Raw genomic sequence first — 18,710 nt, 5'->3', positions numbered from 1 at the left:
CCCATGCTCACCACCGCCGTCATCAACCTCGACGTCCCCGGCCCCAGGATCAGCCGACACCTCTACGGGCACTTCGCCGAGCACCTCGGCCACTGCATCTACGAGGGGATCTTCGTCGGCGACGATTCCCAGATCCCCCACACCCGTGGCATGCGCACGGATGTGGTGGAGGCGCTGAAGGCCCTGGACATCCCCAATCTCCGGTGGCCCGGCGGCTGCTTCGCCGACGAGTACCACTGGCGCGACGGCGTCGGCCCCCGGGACCAGCGCCCCACCGTGGTCAACACCCACTGGGGCAACGTGGTGGAGGACAACTCCTTCGGCACCCACGAGTTCATGGACCTGTGCGACCAACTGGGCACCGAGCCGTACATCTGCGGCAACGTCGGTTCCGGCACCGTGCAGGAGATGGCTGACTGGGTGGAGTACCTCACCCGCTCCGGCGACGCCCCGATGTCGAAGTTGCGCCGCAAGAACGGGCGCGACGAACCGTGGCGCATCCCCTTCTGGGGCGTGGGCAACGAGTCCTGGGGTTGCGGCGGCAACATGCGCGCCGAGTACTACGCCGACCTGGCCCGCCAGTACTCGACCTACTGCCGCGAACACGACGGCAACAAGCTCTACAAGATCGCCGGCGGCGCCAACGTGGACGACTACCACTGGACCGAGACGCTGATGAAGACCCTCGGCGACCTGGGCTGCGGCTGCAACCCCCGTCATTTCTTCGACGCCATCTCGCTGCACTACTACACGTACCCGGGCGAATGGCCGCCCACCTACAGCGCCACCGAGTTCAGCACGGACGTCTACTACGACACCATGCGCTCGGCGTTCCGGATAGAGGAACTCCTCACGCGGCACGGCACCATCATGGACGCCTACGATCCCGGCAAGCGGATCGGCCTCGTGCTGGACGAGTGGGGCACCTGGTTCGCAGCCGAACCCGGCACCAATCCCGGCTTCCTGTTCCAGCAGAACACCATGCGCGACGCGCTGGTGGCAGCAGTACACTTCGACTCCTTCCACCGCCACGCCGACCGCCTGGTCATGGCCAACATCGCCCAGGTGCTCAACGTCCTGCAGGCCGTCCTCCACACCGACGGCGACCGCCTGGTCAAGACCCCCACCTACCACGTGTTCGAGATGAACAAGGGGCATCACGACGCGGACTCGCTCGCAGTGTCCTGGATCGGCGAGCCGGTCAGCACCCGCGAGGTTGGCAAAGCCACCGTGCCGATGGTTTCGGCATCGGCCTCCACCAAGGACGGCGCGGCGCTGGTCTCCCTGAGCAACATCGATCTCGAGGCCGCCACCACGGTGCGGCTCGCCCTGCGCGGCCGTCCCGTCACAGCGGTGACGGGCCGGGTCCTGACCGCCCCGTCGATCAGTGACCACAACAGCCCCGACGTGCCCGACGCGGTGTCCCCGTCGTCGTTCGAGGTCGGTCTCCCGTCCGACGGCGTCCTCGAGGTCGAACTGCCGCCCCACTCCTTCGTCACCCTGTCCCTGACCTGATACCCACCTGAGGAGCAACAATGTCGTCTCTCCGCTCTCCCCTGTCTATTTCCGTGGCGGTGGTGGCCACTGTGTCGCTGATCGCCGCCTCACCCGCTGAGGCACGGCCGCCCGAGGCACCCCAGCCACCCACGCCGACGTTCGCGGACGCCACGGTGCACGACCCCGACCACATCGAGGTCGACGGTGTGCATTACGTGTTCGGATCCCACCTCCAGGCGGCCTCGAGCACGGACCTGGTCGAGTGGGAGCAGATCGCCGCCGATGTGACCCCTGAGAATCCGTTGTTCGACGACGTCACCGCCGAGCTCTCCGAGGCGCTCACCTGGGCGGAAACCGAAACGCTGTGGGCACCGGACGTGATCCAACTGGCCGACGGCCGCTTCTACATGTACTACAACGCCTGCCGCGGCGACTCACCCCGCTCCGCGATGGGCATCGCGGTGGCCGACGAGGTCACCGGCCCGTACGAGGACCTCGGCCTCATCCTGAAATCCGGCATGTGGGGCCAGCCCTCCGAGGACGGCACCATCTACGACGCCACGGTCCACCCCAATGTCGTCGACCCGGATGTCTTCTTCGATGCCGACGGCCGTCTCTGGATGGTCTACGGCTCCTTCTCAGGAGGCATCTTCATCCTCGAGCTGAACCCCTCCACCGGCTTCCCGCTGCCGGACCAGGGGTACGGCAGGCACCTCTGGGGCGGCAACCACGCCCGCATCGAGGGGCCTGCCGTCAGCTACGACCCCGCCACCGGCTTCTACACCCTGTTCGTCACCTACGGCGGGCTGGATTCGACGGGCGGTTACAACATCCGCGTCGCCCGCGCCACGAGCCCGGACGGGCCGTACCTCGACGCGGAGGGACGCGACATGGCCGAGGTCAAGGCGGACCCGGCCAAGCCGCTGTTCGACGATGCCTCCATCGAGGAGTCAGCCGTGAAGTTGCTGGGCAACCACGAGTTCCAGCGGCTGCCCGGCGACCCCGGAGTGGGACGCGGCCTCGGGTACGTCTCCCCCGGCGGCAGTTCCCCGTTCGTCGACGAGGCCACCGGCCAGCAGTTCCTGGCCTTCCACACGCGCTTCCCGGGCCGCGGGGAGGAGCACCAGATCCGCGTGCACGAGATATACACCGACGTTGACGGGTGGCCGGTCGTCGCGCCGCTGCGCTACGGAGGCACCACAGCCAGGGACATCAAGAGGCACGACGTCGTCGGCAGCTACGCGGTGGTGGACCACGCCCCGCGCACCATCGACACCGACATCCATCAGGCCGACTCCATCGAGTTGACGCAGCAGGGCCAGGTCACCGGCGCCATGAGCGGCACCTGGGAGCGGGACGGCCAGTCCCGCCTCATCCTGCGGCTCGGCGGAACCACGTACGTGGCGGAGGTCGCCCGCCAGTTCGACCCTGACCAGGGGCGATGGGTCACCACCTGGACCGCGCTGGCACCCGACGGGGCGGCACTGGGTGCCATTGGGCGGCTGCAGGTGAGCCCGGACGAGGCGGTGGAGCGGGTGCTGGCCGACCTCACGGTGCCGGACACCGCCATCAGCGACCTCGCTCTGCCGACCGCCGGCACCCAGGGGTCGACCATCGTGTGGACCAGCTCGGACGAGTCGGTCATCGCCGCTGACGGTTCGGTCGTCCGGCCCACGGCCGGGGAGCCCGACGCGACGGTGGAGTTGACCGCCACCGTCACCAACGGCGTCGTCACCGGCTCGCGGCAGTTCACCGTCGTGGTGCCCGCCCGCGTTGAGGGCGGGCTGGTGGCGAGCTACCCCTTCGACGGCGACCTCGACGCCGCCGACGGGCAGACCGCAGGCACGGTGAGCGGCCCGCGGATCGGTGCCCCTGGCGGCAGCATCACGTTCGGCGAGGGGGTACAGGGCCAGGCTGCAATGTTCGACGGCGGCTCGGGCGTGCGGCTCCCCGATGGCCTCGTCTCCGGGCCCACCTGGTCGGTGTCCCTGTGGTTGAAGCCCACCGTGACCACGCAGTTCACCCCCACCTTCTTCGCCGCGCGCGACGAGACCTCCTGGGTGAGCCTGCTGCCGTCCGGCCACGGCGGCGTGGGCGGTGACTCGATGATCTGGTCCGGCTCGGCCTGGTACGACGCCGGCTTCGGGCAGAAGCTGCCCGTCGGTGCCTGGTCCCACGTGGCGTTCACCGTCGACTCCGGGAAGCTCACGGCCTGGGTGGACGGCACCCGGGTGTTCGAGGGCACCGGCTTCCCGGACGTGCTCACCACCACCGACGGGGTCTTCAGCCTGGGCGTGAACTGGTGGGATGCCCCCTACTCCGGGGCGATGGATGAGCTCCGGGTCTACAACGCGCCGCTGTCCGACCCTGAGGTGGCGGAGTTGGCCGCGCGCTGAGGCACCAGGCGCCTCTCCAGGTTGGCCCGCAGTGCCCCGGGCAGCGTCGTCTTGTTCAGGGCCTGATCGGCCACCACCAGGATGGTCCGCGCCCGGTTGTGCACCGTGCCGGTCGCCGGGTCGACGATCTCCGAGGCCAGCACGATCGACGACGATCCCAGGTGCACGGGCGCGACCCGCACCTCGTACGGCTCCGGGCGGTGTTCGAGCTGCGCCAGGTAGTCGACGTCCTGCCGCGCGACGAGCCACATGTGCTCTGCGCCCTCCGAGCCGGCCCGGGCCATCGTCGGATCCCACTGCGTGGTGGCCTCGATGCGCGCCTGCTGCAGGTAGTCGTAGACCTTCGCGTTGTTCACGTGCCCGTAGCTGTCCAGATCCGTCCAGCGCACCGGCAGCGACACCGGGGTCCCCGCGCCCTCCAGCGCCGGAGCCCTCAGCTCGCGCAGCGGCTCCACCTCCTTGCGGTGGGCGTCGAAGAACTCGCGGTACTCGGGCTTCAACCGGATGGGCCGTTGCTCGTCGAAGCAGAAGGCGCACAGCATCGTGCGCGCCACGAGGGCCGCCTCACCGCCCTGGGACACCTCGTAGGCGAGCTCCACCCGCGAGGCCCCCAGCCGTGACACCCCCAGCTCGACGACCACCTGAGCGCCGTCGTAATGGATGGGTCGGCGGTACTCCACCTGGTGGCTGACCACGACGATGCCCTCGTCGAGCAATCCCGAGGCGGCCCCGCCACGCAGGAAGACGACGCGCGCCTCCTGCAGGTAGTCGACCATCACGGCATTGTTGATGTGCCCCTGCGCATCCATGTCCGACCAACGCAGGGGGCACTCCCAGCGGAACAAGGGGTCAGTCCTCCCGCGGGTACAGCGTGTCGACGACATCGGCGTACTTGTCGGTGACCGCGCCGCGGCGCACCTTCATGTTGGCCGTGACGCCGGCGTTCTCGACGGTGAGCTCGTGGTCGAGGATGGCGAACTGCTTCACCGTCTCCCACTTCTCGAGCCGTTCGTTGACCCGGCTCATCCACTTCTCGATGGAGGCCCGGATCTCCGGTCGCTGCGACAGTTCGGCGTAGCTGAGGTTCCCGAGTTCGCGCTTGTCGGCCCACTTCTGCAGCATCACCGGGTCCAGCACGATGAGGGCGGCCACGTACTTGCGCCCCTCGCCCACCGCGATGGACTGCGACACGTAGGGGATGTTCGCCTGGATGGCGCCCTCCACCTTCTGCGGAGCCACGAACTTGCCGCCGGAGGTCTTGAACAGGTCCTTCTTGCGGTCCGTGATCTTGACGTGGCCGGTGGGGGCGATCTCAGCGATGTCGCCGGTGTGGTACCAGCCGTCGTCGTCGATCGCCTCAGCGGTCTGGTCCGGCAGGTTGTGGTAGCCGGGGGTGATGATGGGGCCGCGCAGCAGCAGCTCGCCGTCGTCAGCCAGCTTGCTCTCGACGCCCGGGACGATGGCGCCTACGGTGCCGAAGTGCGGGTCCGCCGGCAGGTCGACGGCGGCGATGGCGCTGGTCTCCGTCGCGCCGTAGCCCTCCACGATGAGGATGCCCGCGCCGTAGAACCACTTCTGGATCTGCGGGCTGAGCTTCGCGGAGCCCGAGATCATGAACTTCATCTGGCCGCCGAGGCGTTCCTTCAGCTTGGAGAACACCAGCTTGTCGGCGATCTTGTACTGCACCGCGAGCGCACCCTTGAGCGGTCGGCCGGCGAGCCGGTCGTCGATGGAGCGGTAGCCCACGGAGAACGCCCAGCGCGCGATCTTCCCCTTGACGCCGGTGCTGCTGGTGAGGACGGCGGCGCGCACCTTCTCGAAGATGCGCGGCGCACCACACATGAAGGTGGGGTGCACCTCTCCAAGGCCTTGGACGATCTTGTCGATGCGGCCGTCGACGGCGGACGCGAAACCGTAGTCCAGCTGCGCGGCGATCAGCGCCTTGCCGAAGACGTGGCTCAACGGCAGCCACAGGAACTGCAGCTCGTCTGGGCCGATGATCTCGAGGTACTTGGTGGCCGCCCCCTCGTACACCCAGGACAGGTGGTTGAGCCGCACGCCCTTGGGGCGGCCGGTGGTGCCGGAGGTGTAGATCAGTGTGGAGAGGGTGTCGTGGTTCGTCGAGGCGATGGATTCGTCCAGCGCGTCGGGCTTCTCCTTGAGGTGGGCCTCGCCCAGTTCCATCAGCTTGTCGTAGGAGATGATGCGGTCGTCGAACGTGACGCCGGTGCCGTCGATCACGACGATGGTGTGGATCTGCTCTGCGAAATCCGGTGTATCCAGCACCTTGGCCAACTGTTCGGCGTTCTCTGCCACGAAGACGCTGGAGCCGGAGTCGCTGACGATGTAGTGCACGTCGCCGGAGGCGGTGTTGGGATACACCGTCGTGGTGGCCCCCGCGGCCACGGCGATGGCGAGGTCCATGAAGATCCATTCGACGCGGGTGCTGGAGCAGATCGCCACCCGGTCCTCGTACTTCACCCCGCGGGCCAGGAGCCCCGCGCCGAGCTTGTCGATGATCTCGTTGGATTCGCGCCAGGTGAGGGCGCTCCAGGTGTTGGGACCCTCGGCCTTCCCGTCGGGATACATGAACGCCAACTTGTCGGGCGTCTCCGCCACACGCCGCCGCAGCATCTGGCCGACCGAATCGGCCGAAAGCGACATGATCTCTTCACGAAGTCCCATGGGGTCCCTTTCAACGGTTGCAGGCTAGGTTAACGTGCCGCTGCGGCGTCGGCTAGGGATTTGGCGGACCAACTACTTGAATCCTCAACCATTGTGCTATCCTGGTCACATGACAGAACCAGTTGCAGGCTGGCTCACGGAGAGCCAGCAACGTGTCTGGCGGAGCTACCTCCTGGCCAACACGCATATCAATGAGTACCTCGACGAGGCGCTGAGCCAGTTTAACCTCTCGCTGCCCGAATATGAGGTGTTGGTACGGCTCAGCGAGTCCCCCAACCACACGCTGCGCATGGGCGAACTCGCCTCCTCGGTGGGCCACTCCCGTTCGCGGTTGACGCACACCGTCAAGCGTATGGAGCGGATGGGCCTGGTCTCGCGCAATTCGTGCGATTCCGACGGCCGCGGCGTGCAGGCCACCATGACGGAAGAGGGCTTCGACCTCCTCAAGCGGGCAGCGCCGCACCACGTCGATTCGGTGCGTAGGGTCTTCGTCGACGCCATCAACCCTGAGGATTACGCGGCCCTGGGCCGCGCGATGCAGTCCGCACTCGCCGTCACGGACTGACCTGCCGAGCGGCGTCGGTGGATACCTTTCGACATTCTCCTCCCGACGCACGAAACTAGGGGGGTGACCGTCGACACCGCTGCCCCCCACGCCCGGCTCCTGAGTGAGCTGGGTGAACTCGCCGGCATCGTCGACACCTCCACGCTGACGCGCGCGCTCTACTCCTCGGACGCGTCGTTGTACCGCGTCGAGCCGCTTGCCGTCGCCCACCCGCGCACCTCCGATGAGCTGATCGCCCTCGTGCGCGCCTGCCTGGCCACCGACACCCCCATCACCGCCCGCGGCGCGGGTACCTCGTGCGCCGGCAACGCCGTCGGGCCCGGGCTGGTGATCGACGTGGCGAAGCATCTCCACACGATCCACTCCATCGACCCCGTCGCCGGCACCGCCGTCATCGATCCGGGGGTGGTGCAGGATCAGCTCCAGATCGCCGCGCGCCCCTACGGCCTGCGGCTCGGGCCGGATCCGTCGACCTCCAGCCGCTGCACCGTCGGCGGCATGATCGGCAACAACGCCTGCGGCCCCCGAGCCCTTGGCTACGGCCGCATGTCGGACAACGTCGTCTCCCTCGACATCATCACCGGCACCGGCGAGCTACTGACGCTCGGGGTCGACGACGTGCCTGAGCTCCGCACGCTCGTCGCCGCCAACCTGGGCGTGATCCGCACGGAGTTCGGCACGTTCATCCGTCAGGTCTCCGGCTACTCGCTCGAACACCTCCTTCCGGAGAAGAAGTTCGACCTGCCCAAGTTCTTCGCCGGCACCGAGGGCACGTTGGGTGTGATCGTGCGCGCCACCGTGCGGCTGGTCACCGACGCGCCGGTCAGCGTGATGGTGGCGCTGGGCTACCCCACGATGCCGGACGCCGGCGACGACATCGCCAACCTGCTGCGCTTCCAGCCCACCGCGTGCGAGGGCATCGACAGGCGCATCGTCGACGTGGTGATCGCCAAGAACGGCCTTGAGGCGGTGGGTGAACTCCCGACCGGCGACGGCTGGATGTTCCTCGAACTCGTCGGCGACGACCGCGCGGAGGTCCTCGAGCGCGCCCACGCCGTCGTCGCCGGATCCGCCGCGACGGAGGGCTGGGTGGTCGACGACCCCGCCCGCGCCAACAGCCTCTGGAAGATCCGTGCCGACGGCGCCGGCCTGGCCGGCGTGAGCCTCGAGAAGCCCGCCTACGGCGGCTGGGAGGACGCGGCCGTCCCGCCGCAGCACCTGGGCGAGTACCTGCGTCGCTTCGACGAACTCCTCGGCCGGTACAACCTGCACGGGCTGCCGTACGGCCACTTCGGCGACGGGTGCGTGCACTGCCGGATCGACTTCCCGCTCACAGAGCCGGACGGCGCCGAGCGCTACAAGGCCTTCGTCGAGAAGGCGGCACAGCTGGTGGCGTCCTTCGGCGGCTCCATGTCCGGCGAACACGGGGACGGCCGCGCCCGCTCCGCCCTGCTGCACCACATGTACTCCCCCGAGGCGCTCGGCCTGTTCCGCCAGATCAAGAACGTCTTCGACCCCAAGGGCCTGCTGAACCCCGGCGTCCTGGTCGACCCTGCCCCCATCGAATCCGACCTGCGGATGGTGGCGGCCAGCAGGTCGCCGTTGTCGCTGAGCCACGCAGATTTCGTCGAGGCCGTGCACCAGTGCTCCGGCGTCGGCAAGTGCCTGGCGAACTCGACGGCGGCCGGCGGCGTGATGTGCCCCAGCTACCAGGCCACCCGCAACGAGAAGGACTCGACGCGCGGCCGGGCGCGCGCCCTCCAGGAGATGGTCAACGGCTCGCTGATCACAGGCGGGTGGCGCTCGCCCGAGGTGCACGCCGCGCTCGACCTCTGCCTCAGCTGCAAGGGTTGCGCGCGCGACTGCCCCACCGGCGTCGACATGGCAGCGTACAAGGCGCGCGTGATCCACGAGACGTACAAGGGTCGCCTCCGTCCCAGGGCGCACTACGCCCTGGGCTGGCTGCCGCGCTGGGGTCGCCTGATCACGCGCGTCCCCGGCCTGGGCAGACTGGTCAACCTCGTCGGCGGCGCGCCCGTGCTGGGTCGCCTCCTGAAGTTCGCCGCCGGCGTCGACGGCCGCCGCCAGATCCCCCGCTTCGCCTCGAACACCGCCCGCAGCTCCCTGAGCCTGGGCGCGGCCGAAGGCACCAAGGGCCGGGTGCTCATCTGGGTGGACTCCTTCTCTGACTGCTTCGAATCCACCTCTTTCGCCGCCATGGTGCAGGTCCTCGTCCGCCTCGGCTACGAGCCCGAGGTGCTCGACGAGGCTGCGTGCTGCGGCCTCACCTGGATCTCCACCGGGCAACTCGACGGCGCCCGCCGCCAACTCACGAACGCCGCGGCCGTGCTCGCCCGGTATGTCCGCGACGGTGTGCCCATCGTCGGCGTGGAACCCTCCTGCACGGCGGTGTGGCGCAGCGACGCCCCTGAACTGCTGCCCGAGGACGAGAACGTCGCGGCACTCGACGGCAAGGTCCTCACCCTGGCCGAGTTCCTCACGGCAGACCCGGATTTCACCCCGCCGGATCTCAGCGGCCACACCATCGTCGCTCAGCCGCACTGTCACCACGCGTCCGTGATCGGGTGGGCGAAGGACCAAACGATCCTGCTGCAGACCGGCGCCGACCTGGTGCAGGTGGGCGGCTGCTGCGGCCTGGCGGGCAACTTCGGCGTCGAACGAGGCCACCACGAGGTGAGCGTCAAGGTCTTCGAGCACGATCTGGGCCCCGCCGTTGAGGCGCACCCGGACGCGATCGTGCTGGCCGACGGCTTCTCCTGCCAGACGCAGCTCACGTCGCTGGCCGGCCGCTCGTCGATGTCGCTCGCGGAGCTCCTCGCCACGCACTGATCGAAGTTGCTCCAGAATCGATGCAACCGAACTCAGGGGCCGTGCGTATTCACAGCAGAACACGCTGAGAGGAGGCGCCATGGACGAGGCACAGTTCGACCGGTTGTACACCGGGTCGTTCCAGAAACTCGTCGGCCAGATCTACGCGATGTGCGGCAATCTGGCCGAGGCGCAGGACTGCGTCCAGGAGGCGTTCATCCGCGCCTGGGACCATCGCAGAAAACTTGACTGGGACCAGAACCCCGAGGCCTGGATCCGCACCACCGCCTACCGCCTGGCCGTCAGCCGCTGGCGCAAGGCCCGCCGGGGATTCCGCCAGGCCGACCGTGCCGTCGAACCGGAGCGCACCTACGAGCCGAGCCCGGACAGGGTCGCGATCAACAGGGCGCTCGACCAACTGCCCGACGACCAACGCCGCGCCATCGTGCTGTACCACCTCTGCGACATGAGCGTGTCTCAGGTGGCCGACGAGGTCGGCTCACCCACCGGGACCGTCAAGGCCCGACTCGCCCGGGGCCGCGCCACGCTGGCGCGTCTTCTCAACACTGACTTGGAGGTCCGACATGCCTGATCGCATTCCTGAGCTGGACCGCCTGGCCGCCGATGCCAAGAAGGTCGACATGCTTCCCCCGTCTGAGATCCGCCGCCGCGGCAACCGGCGCCGCACCACCCGCCACGTGTCCGTGGCTGCAGGCGTCATGGCGCTGGTGCTGACAGCAGGTGTGGGTGTCTGGCAGAGCCCGCTGCTCGACCAGTTGCGCACCCCCCAGTGGGCCAACACCGCCATCCCCCAGACGCCGTCCCCCACGGCGTCCGACGGTGCCACCGAGGTGCCCACGCAGTCGCCGTCGCCCTCACCGACCCCGCAACCGACCGAGACCGTGACCTCGGGCTCCCCCGTGGTGCCGCCCACGGACCCGACGGTGGCCGCCCCCTCGTATGCGAACCTGCCCACGGCGGAGATGCTGTTCCTCGACCAGTCCCCCGGCGTGATCAAGAACGAGTTCGAAGGGCTGGGCGTCTCCTCGCTGTGCCTGCCGGGTGACGTCGGTGCTCCGATCACCGTCCTCAGCCGCGAGTACGGCAGGGAGGGTGACTGGCCCGCCTACATCAGCGCCGCGGTGCTCGGGTACGCCACCCCGGAGGAGGCTTCGGCCGGGTTCGACCTGCTGAAGGCCGACTCCCTGACGTGCACCGACGTCAGTCCCAAGTTCGGGGCCCCGTCGGAAGTCACCACGCGGGATCAGACCGACGAGGTACCGTTCGACGATTCGGCGGTGGACGCCTCCCCTGCTCGGATGAGCTACGTCACCGGCCTCATGATCCTGACCGAGCCGGAGAAGGAGGGCTTCGGCGTCTTCACCGACACCGTCGTTGTCCAGGCAGGGGAACGTGTGTTGTTGCTCACTTCGGCATTCGAGGGCATGGACAACAACTGCGAGCCCAGCGGAGAGGATCCGGACATGGGGCAGTGCCAACTTCCCGCCGCCATTCCAGAGGCGATCCAGGCACTGGTGGAGCCCAGTTGACGGCAACCTCGACGGCCCCGAATGGAGCCCCCGGGCGCTCAAGCCACCCTTCTTGAGCTGCCTGGGGGCTCCGTCACGCCGTGGGGGCCCTCCGCCACTTCCTGACGGCCCTCTCCCCCTCGACGATGATCGACGCCAGCAATGTGACGTACAGCACCGGAACGAGCCAGAACAGCACCGCCGACAGGCCGTTGGCGAAAGCGCTGCCGAACAGCCCCATCACGAACGACGGGTAGACCTCGCCCGGACGCGCTTCCGGTAACGCCAGGGCCAGCACCACCCAGGCGGCGTAGTAGATGAACGACAAGCGTGCCCCCACCGGCCCCAACCAGTGCCGCCACTGGCGACGGCGATAGGTCCACGCCAGCATGCCCGCGATGACCTGCCCGGCGATGATGGCCGGCAGCCCGATGATGGTGAAGAGAGCGAACGTCATGTCCGTGGGAGCGGCTGCGAACCGGACCACCGCCAGCAGCAGCGGGAGCAGCACACTGCCCCACCACAAGCCCTGATACGCATACTCACCCAAGGGGTACCTCGGGACCGGCGTGTGCGAAGGCATGGATTCCAGCCTACCGCGGCCCCGTGCAGCCGCACCGATGACCACCCGTCCCCAATGGGAAACGCCCCGTGGCGCATTGCGCAGACGGGGCGTCGCCCATGCTCAGGGGAACCGACGATCAGCGGGTCAGGCGGCGGTGGGCCGTCGACTTCGGGCGCGACGCCATGGGGCCGAGGCGCTCGATCTTGTTCTGCTCGTAGTCGGCGAAGTTACCCTCGAACCAGAACCAGTTCGCCGGGTCCTCGTCGGTACCCTCCCACGCCAGGATGTGCGTGGCGACACGGTCCAGGAACCAGCGGTCGTGGGAGATCACGACGGCGCAGCCGGGGAAGTCGAGCAGTGCGTCTTCGAGCGACTGCAGCGTCTCCACGTCCAGGTCGTTGGTGGGCTCATCGAGCAGGAGGACGTTGCCGCCCTGCTTCAGCGTCAGCGCCAGGTTGAGGCGGTTGCGCTCACCACCGGACAGCACGCCGGCCAGCTTCTGCTGGTCCGGGCCCTTGAAGCCGAACGATGCGACGTAGGCGCGCGACGGCATCTCGAAGTTCGCCACCTTGATGTGGTCGAGCCCGTCGGAGACGACCTCCCACACGTTCTTCTTCGGGTCGATGCCCGAGCGGCCCTGGTCCACGTAGCTGAACTTCACCGTCTCGCCCACCTTCACCGTGCCGGCGTCGGCCTCCTCAAGACCGGTGATGGTCTTGAACAGCGTGGTCTTGCCGACGCCGTTGGGGCCGATGATGCCCACAATGCCGGCGCGCGGAAGGGTGAACGTGAGGTCGTCGATCAGCACCCGCTCACCGAAGCCCTTCTTGAGGTTGCGCACCTCGAGGACGACGGAGCCCAGGCGCGGGCCCGGCGGGATGTTGATCTCGGAGAGGTCGACGGCGCGACCCCGCTCGGCCTCGGCCGCCAGTTCCTCGTAGCGGGCCAGGCGGGCCTTGCTCTTGGCCTGGCGGGCCTTCGGGTTGGAGCGCACCCACTCGAGTTCCTTTTCGAGGATCTTGGCGCGCTTGGCGTCCTTCTTGCCCTCGATCTGCAGGCGCTCCCGCTTGCTCTGCAGGTAGGTGGAGTAGTTGCCCTCGTACGGGTGCAGCCGGCCGCGGTCGATCTCACAGATCCACTCCGCGACGTTGTCGAGGAAGTAGCGGTCGTGCGTGACCGCCAGGACGGCGCCCGGGTAGTTCTTGAGGTGCTTCTCCAGCCAGTCGACGGATTCGGCGTCGAGGTGGTTGGTGGGCTCGTCGAGGAGCAGCAGGTCAGGCTCTTCCAGCAGCAGCTTGCACAGCGCCACGCGGCGTCGCTCGCCACCGGAGAGCACGTTGACCGGGGCGTCCGGCGGCGGGCACTGGAGCGCGTCCATGGCCTGCTGCAACTTCGAGTCGAGCTCCCACGCCTCGCGGTGGTCGAGCTCCGTCTGGAGCGTGCCCATCTCTTCGAGGAGCTTGTCGAAATCTGCGTCCGGCTCCCCCATCAGGGCGCCGATCTCGTTGAACCGGTCCATCATCGCCTTGGTTTCGGCGACGGCCAGTTCGACGTTCTCGATGACGGTCTTGTCCTCGTCGAGCGGGGGCTCCTGGAGCAGGATCCCGACGGTGGCGTCCTTCTTGAGGGCGGCTTCACCGTTGTTGGGCCGCTCGAGGCCCGCCATCACCTTCAGGAGGGTGGACTTGCCGGCTCCGTTCGGACCGACGACGCCGATCTTGGCGCCTGGCAGGAAGTAGAGGGTGACGTTATCCAAAATGACCTTTTCACCGGCGGTCTTCCGGACGTTCTGCATGCTGTAGATGAACTCAGCCACGTGTATCGGTTTTCCCTTCGTAACGGACCGCGGGCCAGTCTATGCGGGAATGCGGACAACCCAGAAACGCTAGCTGAGCCGATCCAGGGCGGAGCGGGCCTGCACGTAGCGCTGAACCTCCGCCTCGGCAGGGGCGACGACGTGCTCGCTGCCCACCTCCGCCACCGACGCGTTGAGCGCCTTCCTCGCGCGCTTCGCCGCGCCCTTCGCGGCGGCGCTGATCGCGAGGCCGGACAGGCCCGAGAGCACGATCCCGGCCACCACCCCACCGATCACCATCAGCGTGGGCACGGGCAGTTGGAGCCCGCCGTCGGGGCCGACCGGGTAGATGTCCACCTTCGGCAGCCCGAAGTAGCTCAGCACCACGTTGAGCGTCAGCCACAGGGCGCCCGCCACGACGGCGACGATCAGCACCCACTGCAGGGCCCTGATCAGCTGCCACCACACGGGCGTGCGGTCCACCTTGAGGTCGGTGGCGACGACGGCGCGGTCGAGCTGGTCCGGCAGCGTCGCCTCCGACGTGTGCACGGCGCGGCTGATGGCGTCGCGCCAGCCGGCGGGCATGCCGTCGCCCAGTTCGTTGGCGAGCCCACGCAGACCCGTGGAGAGGTGTGACGACGCCGCGGCCGAGCGTGCCGGCAGCGAGCTGCGCGTCAGCCCGCCCGGCGGTTCCAGCTCAGCCGGTGCCGCGCCGCGCTTCACCCCGAGGCGCAGCCGCTTCAACGGATCCGGCTTCAACCTGCCGATCCACTTCACCAGCGGCCAGCCCGTGGCCAGGCGACCCCGGTGCTTCACCGAGTTGCGCACCGCGTCGACCACGATGGGCACCCCCGCTGCGGCGGACAGTTGGGCGTTGAGCCGCTGGACGGTGTCCTTGCTCACGCCGCGGGTGACGGCGCGGCCCATGGCCGCGTCGAGTTCCCGGGCGGCGACGGCGGCGTCTGCCTGGAGCCGGGTGGTCGCCGCGCGCTTCCCGGTGGCAAGCTTCGCCAGGCGGCCGCGGAGGTCGTCGATCCCCATGCCGGTGACCGCCGACGTGGCGAGGATGGGCACGCCGTGGAGCCCGTCGTCGTCGAGCAGCCGGCGGATGTGCGCGAGGCAGCGCGCCAGGTCTTCGGGAGAGAGCTTGTCGGCTTGGTTCAGCACCACGGTGATGACCTCGCGGTGCCGGGCCAACGGCCGCAGGTAGCGCTGGTGGAGGGCGGCGTCGGCGTACTTCTGGGGGTCGAGCACCCAGGTGAACTGGTCGACGAGCGCCACGAGACGGTCCACCTCGTCGCGGTGGGCCGTGGCGGTGGAGTCGTGGTCCGGCAGGTCGAGCAGGATCAGGTCCTGCATGCCGCCTGCGGGCGGCTCCACCTCGTGGCGGCGCGCCACCGCCAGCAGGTCCAGCAGGCGGCTGTTGGTGGCGGAGAAGCTGGCGGCCATGGTGAGCGCCGTCGTGGGCCTGCGGGGGCCCTGCTCTGCCAGGCGGGTGCCGGTGAGGGCGTTGAAGAGGCTGGACTTGCCGGATCCGGTGGCGCCCGCGATGGCGACGACGGTCTGGGCGCCGGCGGCCAGCCTGCGGGGGGCGTGCGCCAGGACGGCGCGGGCGCGGGCCTCCGCCTCGGCTGGGATGCGGCCCTGCGCGAGGTCGAGGACCTCGGTGAGTGCTGCGAGGTGGTCGGCGATCAGGGACATCACAGCTCCGGGGCGGTCAGGTCGTCGAACGCGCTGCGCGCGGCGTCCCGGAGGGTGACGGCGGCGCTCTCGAGTTGGGCGGTGGCGCCGTCGTCGACGGCGAGCGAATCGAGGATGGCGCCGTAGCGTGACAATTCGACGGACAGCACGCCCTGGACGCGGGCCTCGAGGTCTGCCTGGGCCTGTTCGGCGAGCTTCCGGACGGCGCCTTCGCCGAAGACGGCTTCGAGGAGTCGCTGGGCGAGCACCGAGGCGCCGCCGGCGATGCCCACCTCCGCTCCGGTGAGCCCGCCGGTGGCGGCGAACACGACGATCATCAGGGCCAGCGCGAGGATGTTCGTGCCCAGCGCGAGGAAGCGGGCCTTCATGCGTTTGCCGCGGCCCTGCTCCTCGACGAGGCGCATCACGTCGGACTGCCAGGCGCGGATGGCGGCGGTGGCCGCGGCGTCGAAATCCGGCGACGGGTGGGCGAGGCCGGGCTCGGCGACGATGATGTCGCGGCCCCAGCGGGTGCGTGACCACTTCACGGCCACCTGTTCCGCGGCCCACTGGCCCTTCTCCTGGAGGACGGCGGCGAGGTTGTCGGAGATGGCGACCTCGACGGCGTGCACCTCGGGTTCGCCGCGGAACCAACCGGTGAGGCGGTCGCGGAAGGCGCTGATGCGTTCCTCGATGGAGCGCATGAACTCGCCGGTGCCGACGAGGTCCTGCCACCGGCTGAGGATCTCACCGCGCAGCATGGTGCCGTCGCCAGCGGCCTCGGCGACGTCGACGACGGCCTGACGGTAGGTGCTGACGGACTGTTCGCGCAGCTCCTCGATGGCCTCGTTCTGGCGGTGGATGCCGCCGATGAGTTCGTGCAGCTGCGGGTCCAGCGAGCGCACGGAACCGGCCAGCGACTGCACCGCCACCTGCGCCCGGGCCTCGGTCTGCGAGGCGAGCTGCCCCAGCCACTGCCGCAACCCGCCGACATCCGGCAGCGGGAGCATCCCGTCATGCCCCAGGGCGCGCTCGACGATGGCGAACAGCTTGGCCGACGCCAGGCCACGCTCTGCGAGCATCTGGGCGAGGTGCCCGGCCACCTGGGCGATCGCGCCCGGTGGGCAGCGGTTGACGACCACCGCCAGCATCGTGTTGCGCTCCTGCGCCTGGTGGAGGTAGTCCCAGGGCACGGCGTCGGCGTAGCGGGCGGCGGAGGTGACGAAGACCCAGAGGTCTGCCGCGAGGAGGAGTTGGCGGGCCAGCGCCCGGTTGGCGTCGTCGACCGAATCGATGTCGGGTGCGTCGAGCAGAGCCAGGCCCGGGGGCAGGTCGGGGAACGCGACGATGTGCAGCGCCCGGGAGTCGTGGAGTTGGGTGTCGGTGCGCACCAGCCCGGGCAGCACCTTGTCGGAGCGGAACCACTCCTCGTCGTCGGGGTGGCAGATCAACACAGGCGACTTCGTCGTCGGGCGCAGCACACCCGGGCGCGTCACCTCGGCCCGGAGGAGCGAGTTCACGATGGTGGACTTGCCGGCGCCCGTGGAGCCGCCGACCACGGCGAGCAGCGGTGCGTCGAGCCGGGAGGCACGCGGCAGCAGATAGTCGCGGACCTGGTGCGCCAGCGAACCCGCGAGGCTACGCAGGGACTCGGCGCCGTCGAGCGGAAGCGGGAACTGCGCCGACGGCAGCGTGGCGTCGAGCAGGTGGAAGGCGTCGACGAGCTTCTGGGATCCGCTCATGAACGCACAGGATAGTTGCCGCCGACGCCGGCCGGGCCGGGCGCGACGGGTTGGGCATAGTTGCTGGTGAGCGGCCCACCCGGCCCGGCTTCGGGCGGCGGGGGCAGCTCGCTGGCCTTCTTCTTGCGCGGCGGGATCATCGGATGGCCCGCGTAGTCGCTGAACGTGATCTGCTGGAGCGAGTGGATCTCGGTGATCAGTTGGTGGGCGCGGTCGTCGCCGGCCTCCGAGACGAGGCCGCGCGTCATGGCGTTGCGCAGGTACGCCAGCTCCGTGACGCGACGCACCAGCTTCGAGGTGCGCCACCAGATGCGGGGGCCGCGGAACAGGGCGTAGAGCAGCAGCTTGGCGCGGCGGAGGGGACGGCCGTACAGCTCGACGTCGCGCTCGGTGAGCCAACCGGCGTGCTGGTAGTCGCCCAGGCGGGCCCGGATGATCTGCGCATTGCCGACGATGCTGACGATCAGGGAAATGACGATCACGGCCACCAGACCCAGCGCCATGTACCACTGGATCATGAGGTTGTCGATGGAGTTCGTGGACGACAGGCCGTTGAACAGCATGTGGCCCGCGCAGGCGAGCAGATAGCCGCCCACCGGCGCCATGACCCGGACCCACTTCGAGCGGGCGCCCAGCCCGATCGCGAGGCCCGCGGCGGTCATCATCGTGAACAGCGGGTGGCCGAACGAGGTGTACACGCCGCGCAGCATCACCAGTTCCATGAAGGACTCCGCGGGTTCCGCGATGGTGATGTCGTGCGTGGCCTGCATCCAGACGCGGCCGTAGTAGATGATGTTCTCGGTGAACGCGAAGCCGACGGCGGACAGCCCGGCGAGCGTGATGATAGAGAGCCGCGACACGATCTTGTTGCGCCAGAGGATCACCAGCAGCACCAGGATGGTGGCCTTGGCGAACTCCTCCACGAACGGAGCGGAGAAGATCGCGGCGCGCGACCCCGCGTCGGAGTTGGCCTGGGTGGTGGCCATGGCCTGGCCCATCCAGGTGTTGACGTGGATGGAGAACCAGGTGGAGGCGCAGGCTCCCCACCCGAGCGCCAGTAACCAGACGACGGGGCTCGAAGCCCGGAACCGGTCGAGCAGGATGAACAGCGTCGTGTACGCCAGGCCGGTCCACATGGCCCAGTACGCGCCGAGCTTGAGGGCCTCGTTGCTGATGCCCAGCGAACGGGTGCCGTCCTCGAACGTCTGCTCGGGGTGCAGCATCCAGTACTGGTCGTAGAGCGCCCAGAAGTACAGCGGAAACAGGATCAGCGCCAGCCAGAACAGTGGGCTGCGCAGGAGCCGCAGGTACCAGGGGCGCCTGGGCCCATCCTGCGGCAGGCCGTTCAGCCAACGGCCGCGCGTCGTGGGCTGGCTGATCTGCGCTGTACTCATAGTGCGCCCAGACTACCGGCCGATCGTCCTGCG

The 18,710-nt window shown here is 68.9% G+C and carries 13 protein-coding genes; 6 read left to right on the top strand and 7 right to left on the bottom strand.

What is annotated here, in order from left to right:
- Nucleotides 1–3 precede the first annotated feature (3 nt).
- Together J7D54_RS05105 and J7D54_RS05100 are read left to right on the top strand one after the other, a co-directional pair.
- Nucleotides 4–1,515 carry an alpha-N-arabinofuranosidase gene (locus J7D54_RS05105; RefSeq protein ID WP_182764408.1) on the top strand — a complete coding sequence of 504 codons (1,512 nt, stop codon included), beginning with the start codon at nucleotides 4–6 and terminating at the stop codon, nucleotides 1,513–1,515.
- 20 nt (nucleotides 1,516–1,535) lie between these two features.
- On the top strand, nucleotides 1,536–3,893 hold the full coding sequence (locus tag J7D54_RS05100) for a LamG-like jellyroll fold domain-containing protein (protein ID WP_182764409.1): 2,358 nt from the start codon (nucleotides 1,536–1,538) through the stop codon (nucleotides 3,891–3,893).
- On the opposite strand, the gene J7D54_RS05095 is transcribed toward J7D54_RS05100, so the two are convergent.
- Both J7D54_RS05095 and J7D54_RS05090 read right to left on the bottom strand, forming a co-directional pair.
- Nucleotides 3,842–4,702 (bottom strand): thioesterase family protein, encoded by an 861-nt coding sequence (locus tag J7D54_RS05095; protein WP_255433780.1) that lies wholly within the window; start codon nucleotides 4,700–4,702, stop codon nucleotides 3,842–3,844. The two genes, J7D54_RS05100 and J7D54_RS05095, sit on opposite strands and share 52 nt — an antisense overlap.
- Nucleotides 4,703–4,742: 40 nt before the next feature.
- Entirely contained in the window at nucleotides 4,743–6,578 is a 1,836-nt protein-coding gene (locus J7D54_RS05090; protein WP_182764411.1) for a long-chain fatty acid--CoA ligase, read from the bottom strand.
- Between the two features lie 109 nt (nucleotides 6,579–6,687).
- Between J7D54_RS05090 and J7D54_RS05085 the strand changes: the two genes are divergently transcribed.
- The 4 genes from J7D54_RS05085 to J7D54_RS05070 all read left to right on the top strand — a co-directional run bounded on the left by J7D54_RS05085 (nucleotide 6,688) and on the right by J7D54_RS05070 (nucleotide 11,522).
- The gene (locus J7D54_RS05085; protein ID WP_182764412.1) at nucleotides 6,688–7,143 is read left to right on the top strand and encodes a MarR family winged helix-turn-helix transcriptional regulator; all 456 of its coding nucleotides are present in this window, start codon (nucleotides 6,688–6,690) and stop codon (nucleotides 7,141–7,143) included.
- Between the two features lie 63 nt (nucleotides 7,144–7,206).
- Nucleotides 7,207–9,993 carry an FAD-binding and (Fe-S)-binding domain-containing protein gene (locus tag J7D54_RS05080; protein WP_182764413.1) on the top strand — a complete coding sequence of 929 codons (2,787 nt, stop codon included), beginning with the start codon at nucleotides 7,207–7,209 and terminating at the stop codon, nucleotides 9,991–9,993.
- A 79-nt stretch (nucleotides 9,994–10,072) separates the two neighbouring features.
- Nucleotides 10,073–10,564: an RNA polymerase sigma factor gene (locus tag J7D54_RS05075; protein ID WP_182764414.1), complete on the top strand. Its 492-nt coding sequence runs from the start codon at nucleotides 10,073–10,075 to the stop codon at nucleotides 10,562–10,564.
- Nucleotides 10,557–11,522, top strand: a complete 966-nt coding sequence (locus J7D54_RS05070; protein ID WP_182764415.1) for a hypothetical protein — start codon at nucleotides 10,557–10,559, stop codon at nucleotides 11,520–11,522. The genes J7D54_RS05075 and J7D54_RS05070 overlap by 8 nt, the downstream gene beginning before the upstream one ends.
- 73 nt (nucleotides 11,523–11,595) lie before the next feature.
- Here the strand turns inward: J7D54_RS05070 and J7D54_RS05065 are convergent, their stop codons facing one another.
- The 5 genes from J7D54_RS05065 to J7D54_RS05045 form a co-directional block, all read right to left on the bottom strand.
- Complete coding sequence (locus J7D54_RS05065) at nucleotides 11,596–12,084, bottom strand: hypothetical protein (protein ID WP_182764416.1); 489 nt, start codon at nucleotides 12,082–12,084, stop codon at nucleotides 11,596–11,598.
- 118 nt (nucleotides 12,085–12,202) lie between these two features.
- Complete coding sequence (gene ettA / locus J7D54_RS05060; RefSeq protein ID WP_182764417.1) at nucleotides 12,203–13,882, bottom strand: energy-dependent translational throttle protein EttA; 1,680 nt, start codon at nucleotides 13,880–13,882, stop codon at nucleotides 12,203–12,205.
- Nucleotides 13,883–13,951: 69 nt separating this feature from the next.
- Nucleotides 13,952–15,562 carry a GTPase gene (locus J7D54_RS05055; protein WP_182764418.1) on the bottom strand — a complete coding sequence of 537 codons (1,611 nt, stop codon included), beginning with the start codon at nucleotides 15,560–15,562 and terminating at the stop codon, nucleotides 13,952–13,954.
- The gene (locus J7D54_RS05050; RefSeq protein ID WP_182764419.1) at nucleotides 15,562–17,283 is read right to left on the bottom strand and encodes a GTPase domain-containing protein; all 1,722 of its coding nucleotides are present in this window, start codon (nucleotides 17,281–17,283) and stop codon (nucleotides 15,562–15,564) included. Before J7D54_RS05050 ends, J7D54_RS05055 begins: the two co-directional genes overlap by 1 nt.
- Entirely contained in the window at nucleotides 17,280–18,677 is a 1,398-nt protein-coding gene (locus J7D54_RS05045) for a PrsW family intramembrane metalloprotease (RefSeq protein WP_182764420.1), read from the bottom strand. Before J7D54_RS05045 ends, J7D54_RS05050 begins: the two co-directional genes overlap by 4 nt.
- Between the last annotated feature and the right edge of the window lie 33 nt (nucleotides 18,678–18,710).

Origin of the sequence: Tessaracoccus sp. MC1865, assembly GCF_017815535.1 — a bacterium.
Classification (GTDB): domain Bacteria; phylum Actinomycetota; class Actinomycetes; order Propionibacteriales; family Propionibacteriaceae; genus Arachnia.
The sequence above is the reverse complement of the archived record's forward strand: the minus strand, read 5'-3'. Positions and strand labels throughout refer to the sequence as shown.

What these genes read in the sequence shown, in the direction of transcription:
- J7D54_RS05105 (WP_182764408.1), top strand. Translation starts at nt 4, where the DNA reads ATGCTCACCACCGCCGTCATCAACCTCGACGTCCCCGGCCCCAGGATC.
- J7D54_RS05100 (WP_182764409.1), top strand. Translation starts at nt 1,536, where the DNA reads ATGTCGTCTCTCCGCTCTCCCCTGTCTATTTCCGTGGCGGTGGTGGCC.
- J7D54_RS05095 (WP_255433780.1), bottom strand. Translation starts at nt 4,702, where the DNA reads ATGGATGCGCAGGGGCACATCAACAATGCCGTGATGGTCGACTACCTG.
- J7D54_RS05090 (WP_182764411.1), bottom strand. Translation starts at nt 6,578, where the DNA reads ATGGGACTTCGTGAAGAGATCATGTCGCTTTCGGCCGATTCGGTCGGC.
- J7D54_RS05085 (WP_182764412.1), top strand. Translation starts at nt 6,688, where the DNA reads ATGACAGAACCAGTTGCAGGCTGGCTCACGGAGAGCCAGCAACGTGTC.
- J7D54_RS05075 (WP_182764414.1), top strand. Translation starts at nt 10,073, where the DNA reads ATGGACGAGGCACAGTTCGACCGGTTGTACACCGGGTCGTTCCAGAAA.
- J7D54_RS05070 (WP_182764415.1), top strand. Translation starts at nt 10,557, where the DNA reads ATGCCTGATCGCATTCCTGAGCTGGACCGCCTGGCCGCCGATGCCAAG.
- J7D54_RS05065 (WP_182764416.1), bottom strand. Translation starts at nt 12,084, where the DNA reads ATGCCTTCGCACACGCCGGTCCCGAGGTACCCCTTGGGTGAGTATGCG.
- J7D54_RS05055 (WP_182764418.1), bottom strand. Translation starts at nt 15,562, where the DNA reads ATGTCCCTGATCGCCGACCACCTCGCAGCACTCACCGAGGTCCTCGAC.
- J7D54_RS05050 (WP_182764419.1), bottom strand. Translation starts at nt 17,283, where the DNA reads ATGAGCGGATCCCAGAAGCTCGTCGACGCCTTCCACCTGCTCGACGCC.
- J7D54_RS05045 (WP_182764420.1), bottom strand. Translation starts at nt 18,677, where the DNA reads ATGAGTACAGCGCAGATCAGCCAGCCCACGACGCGCGGCCGTTGGCTG.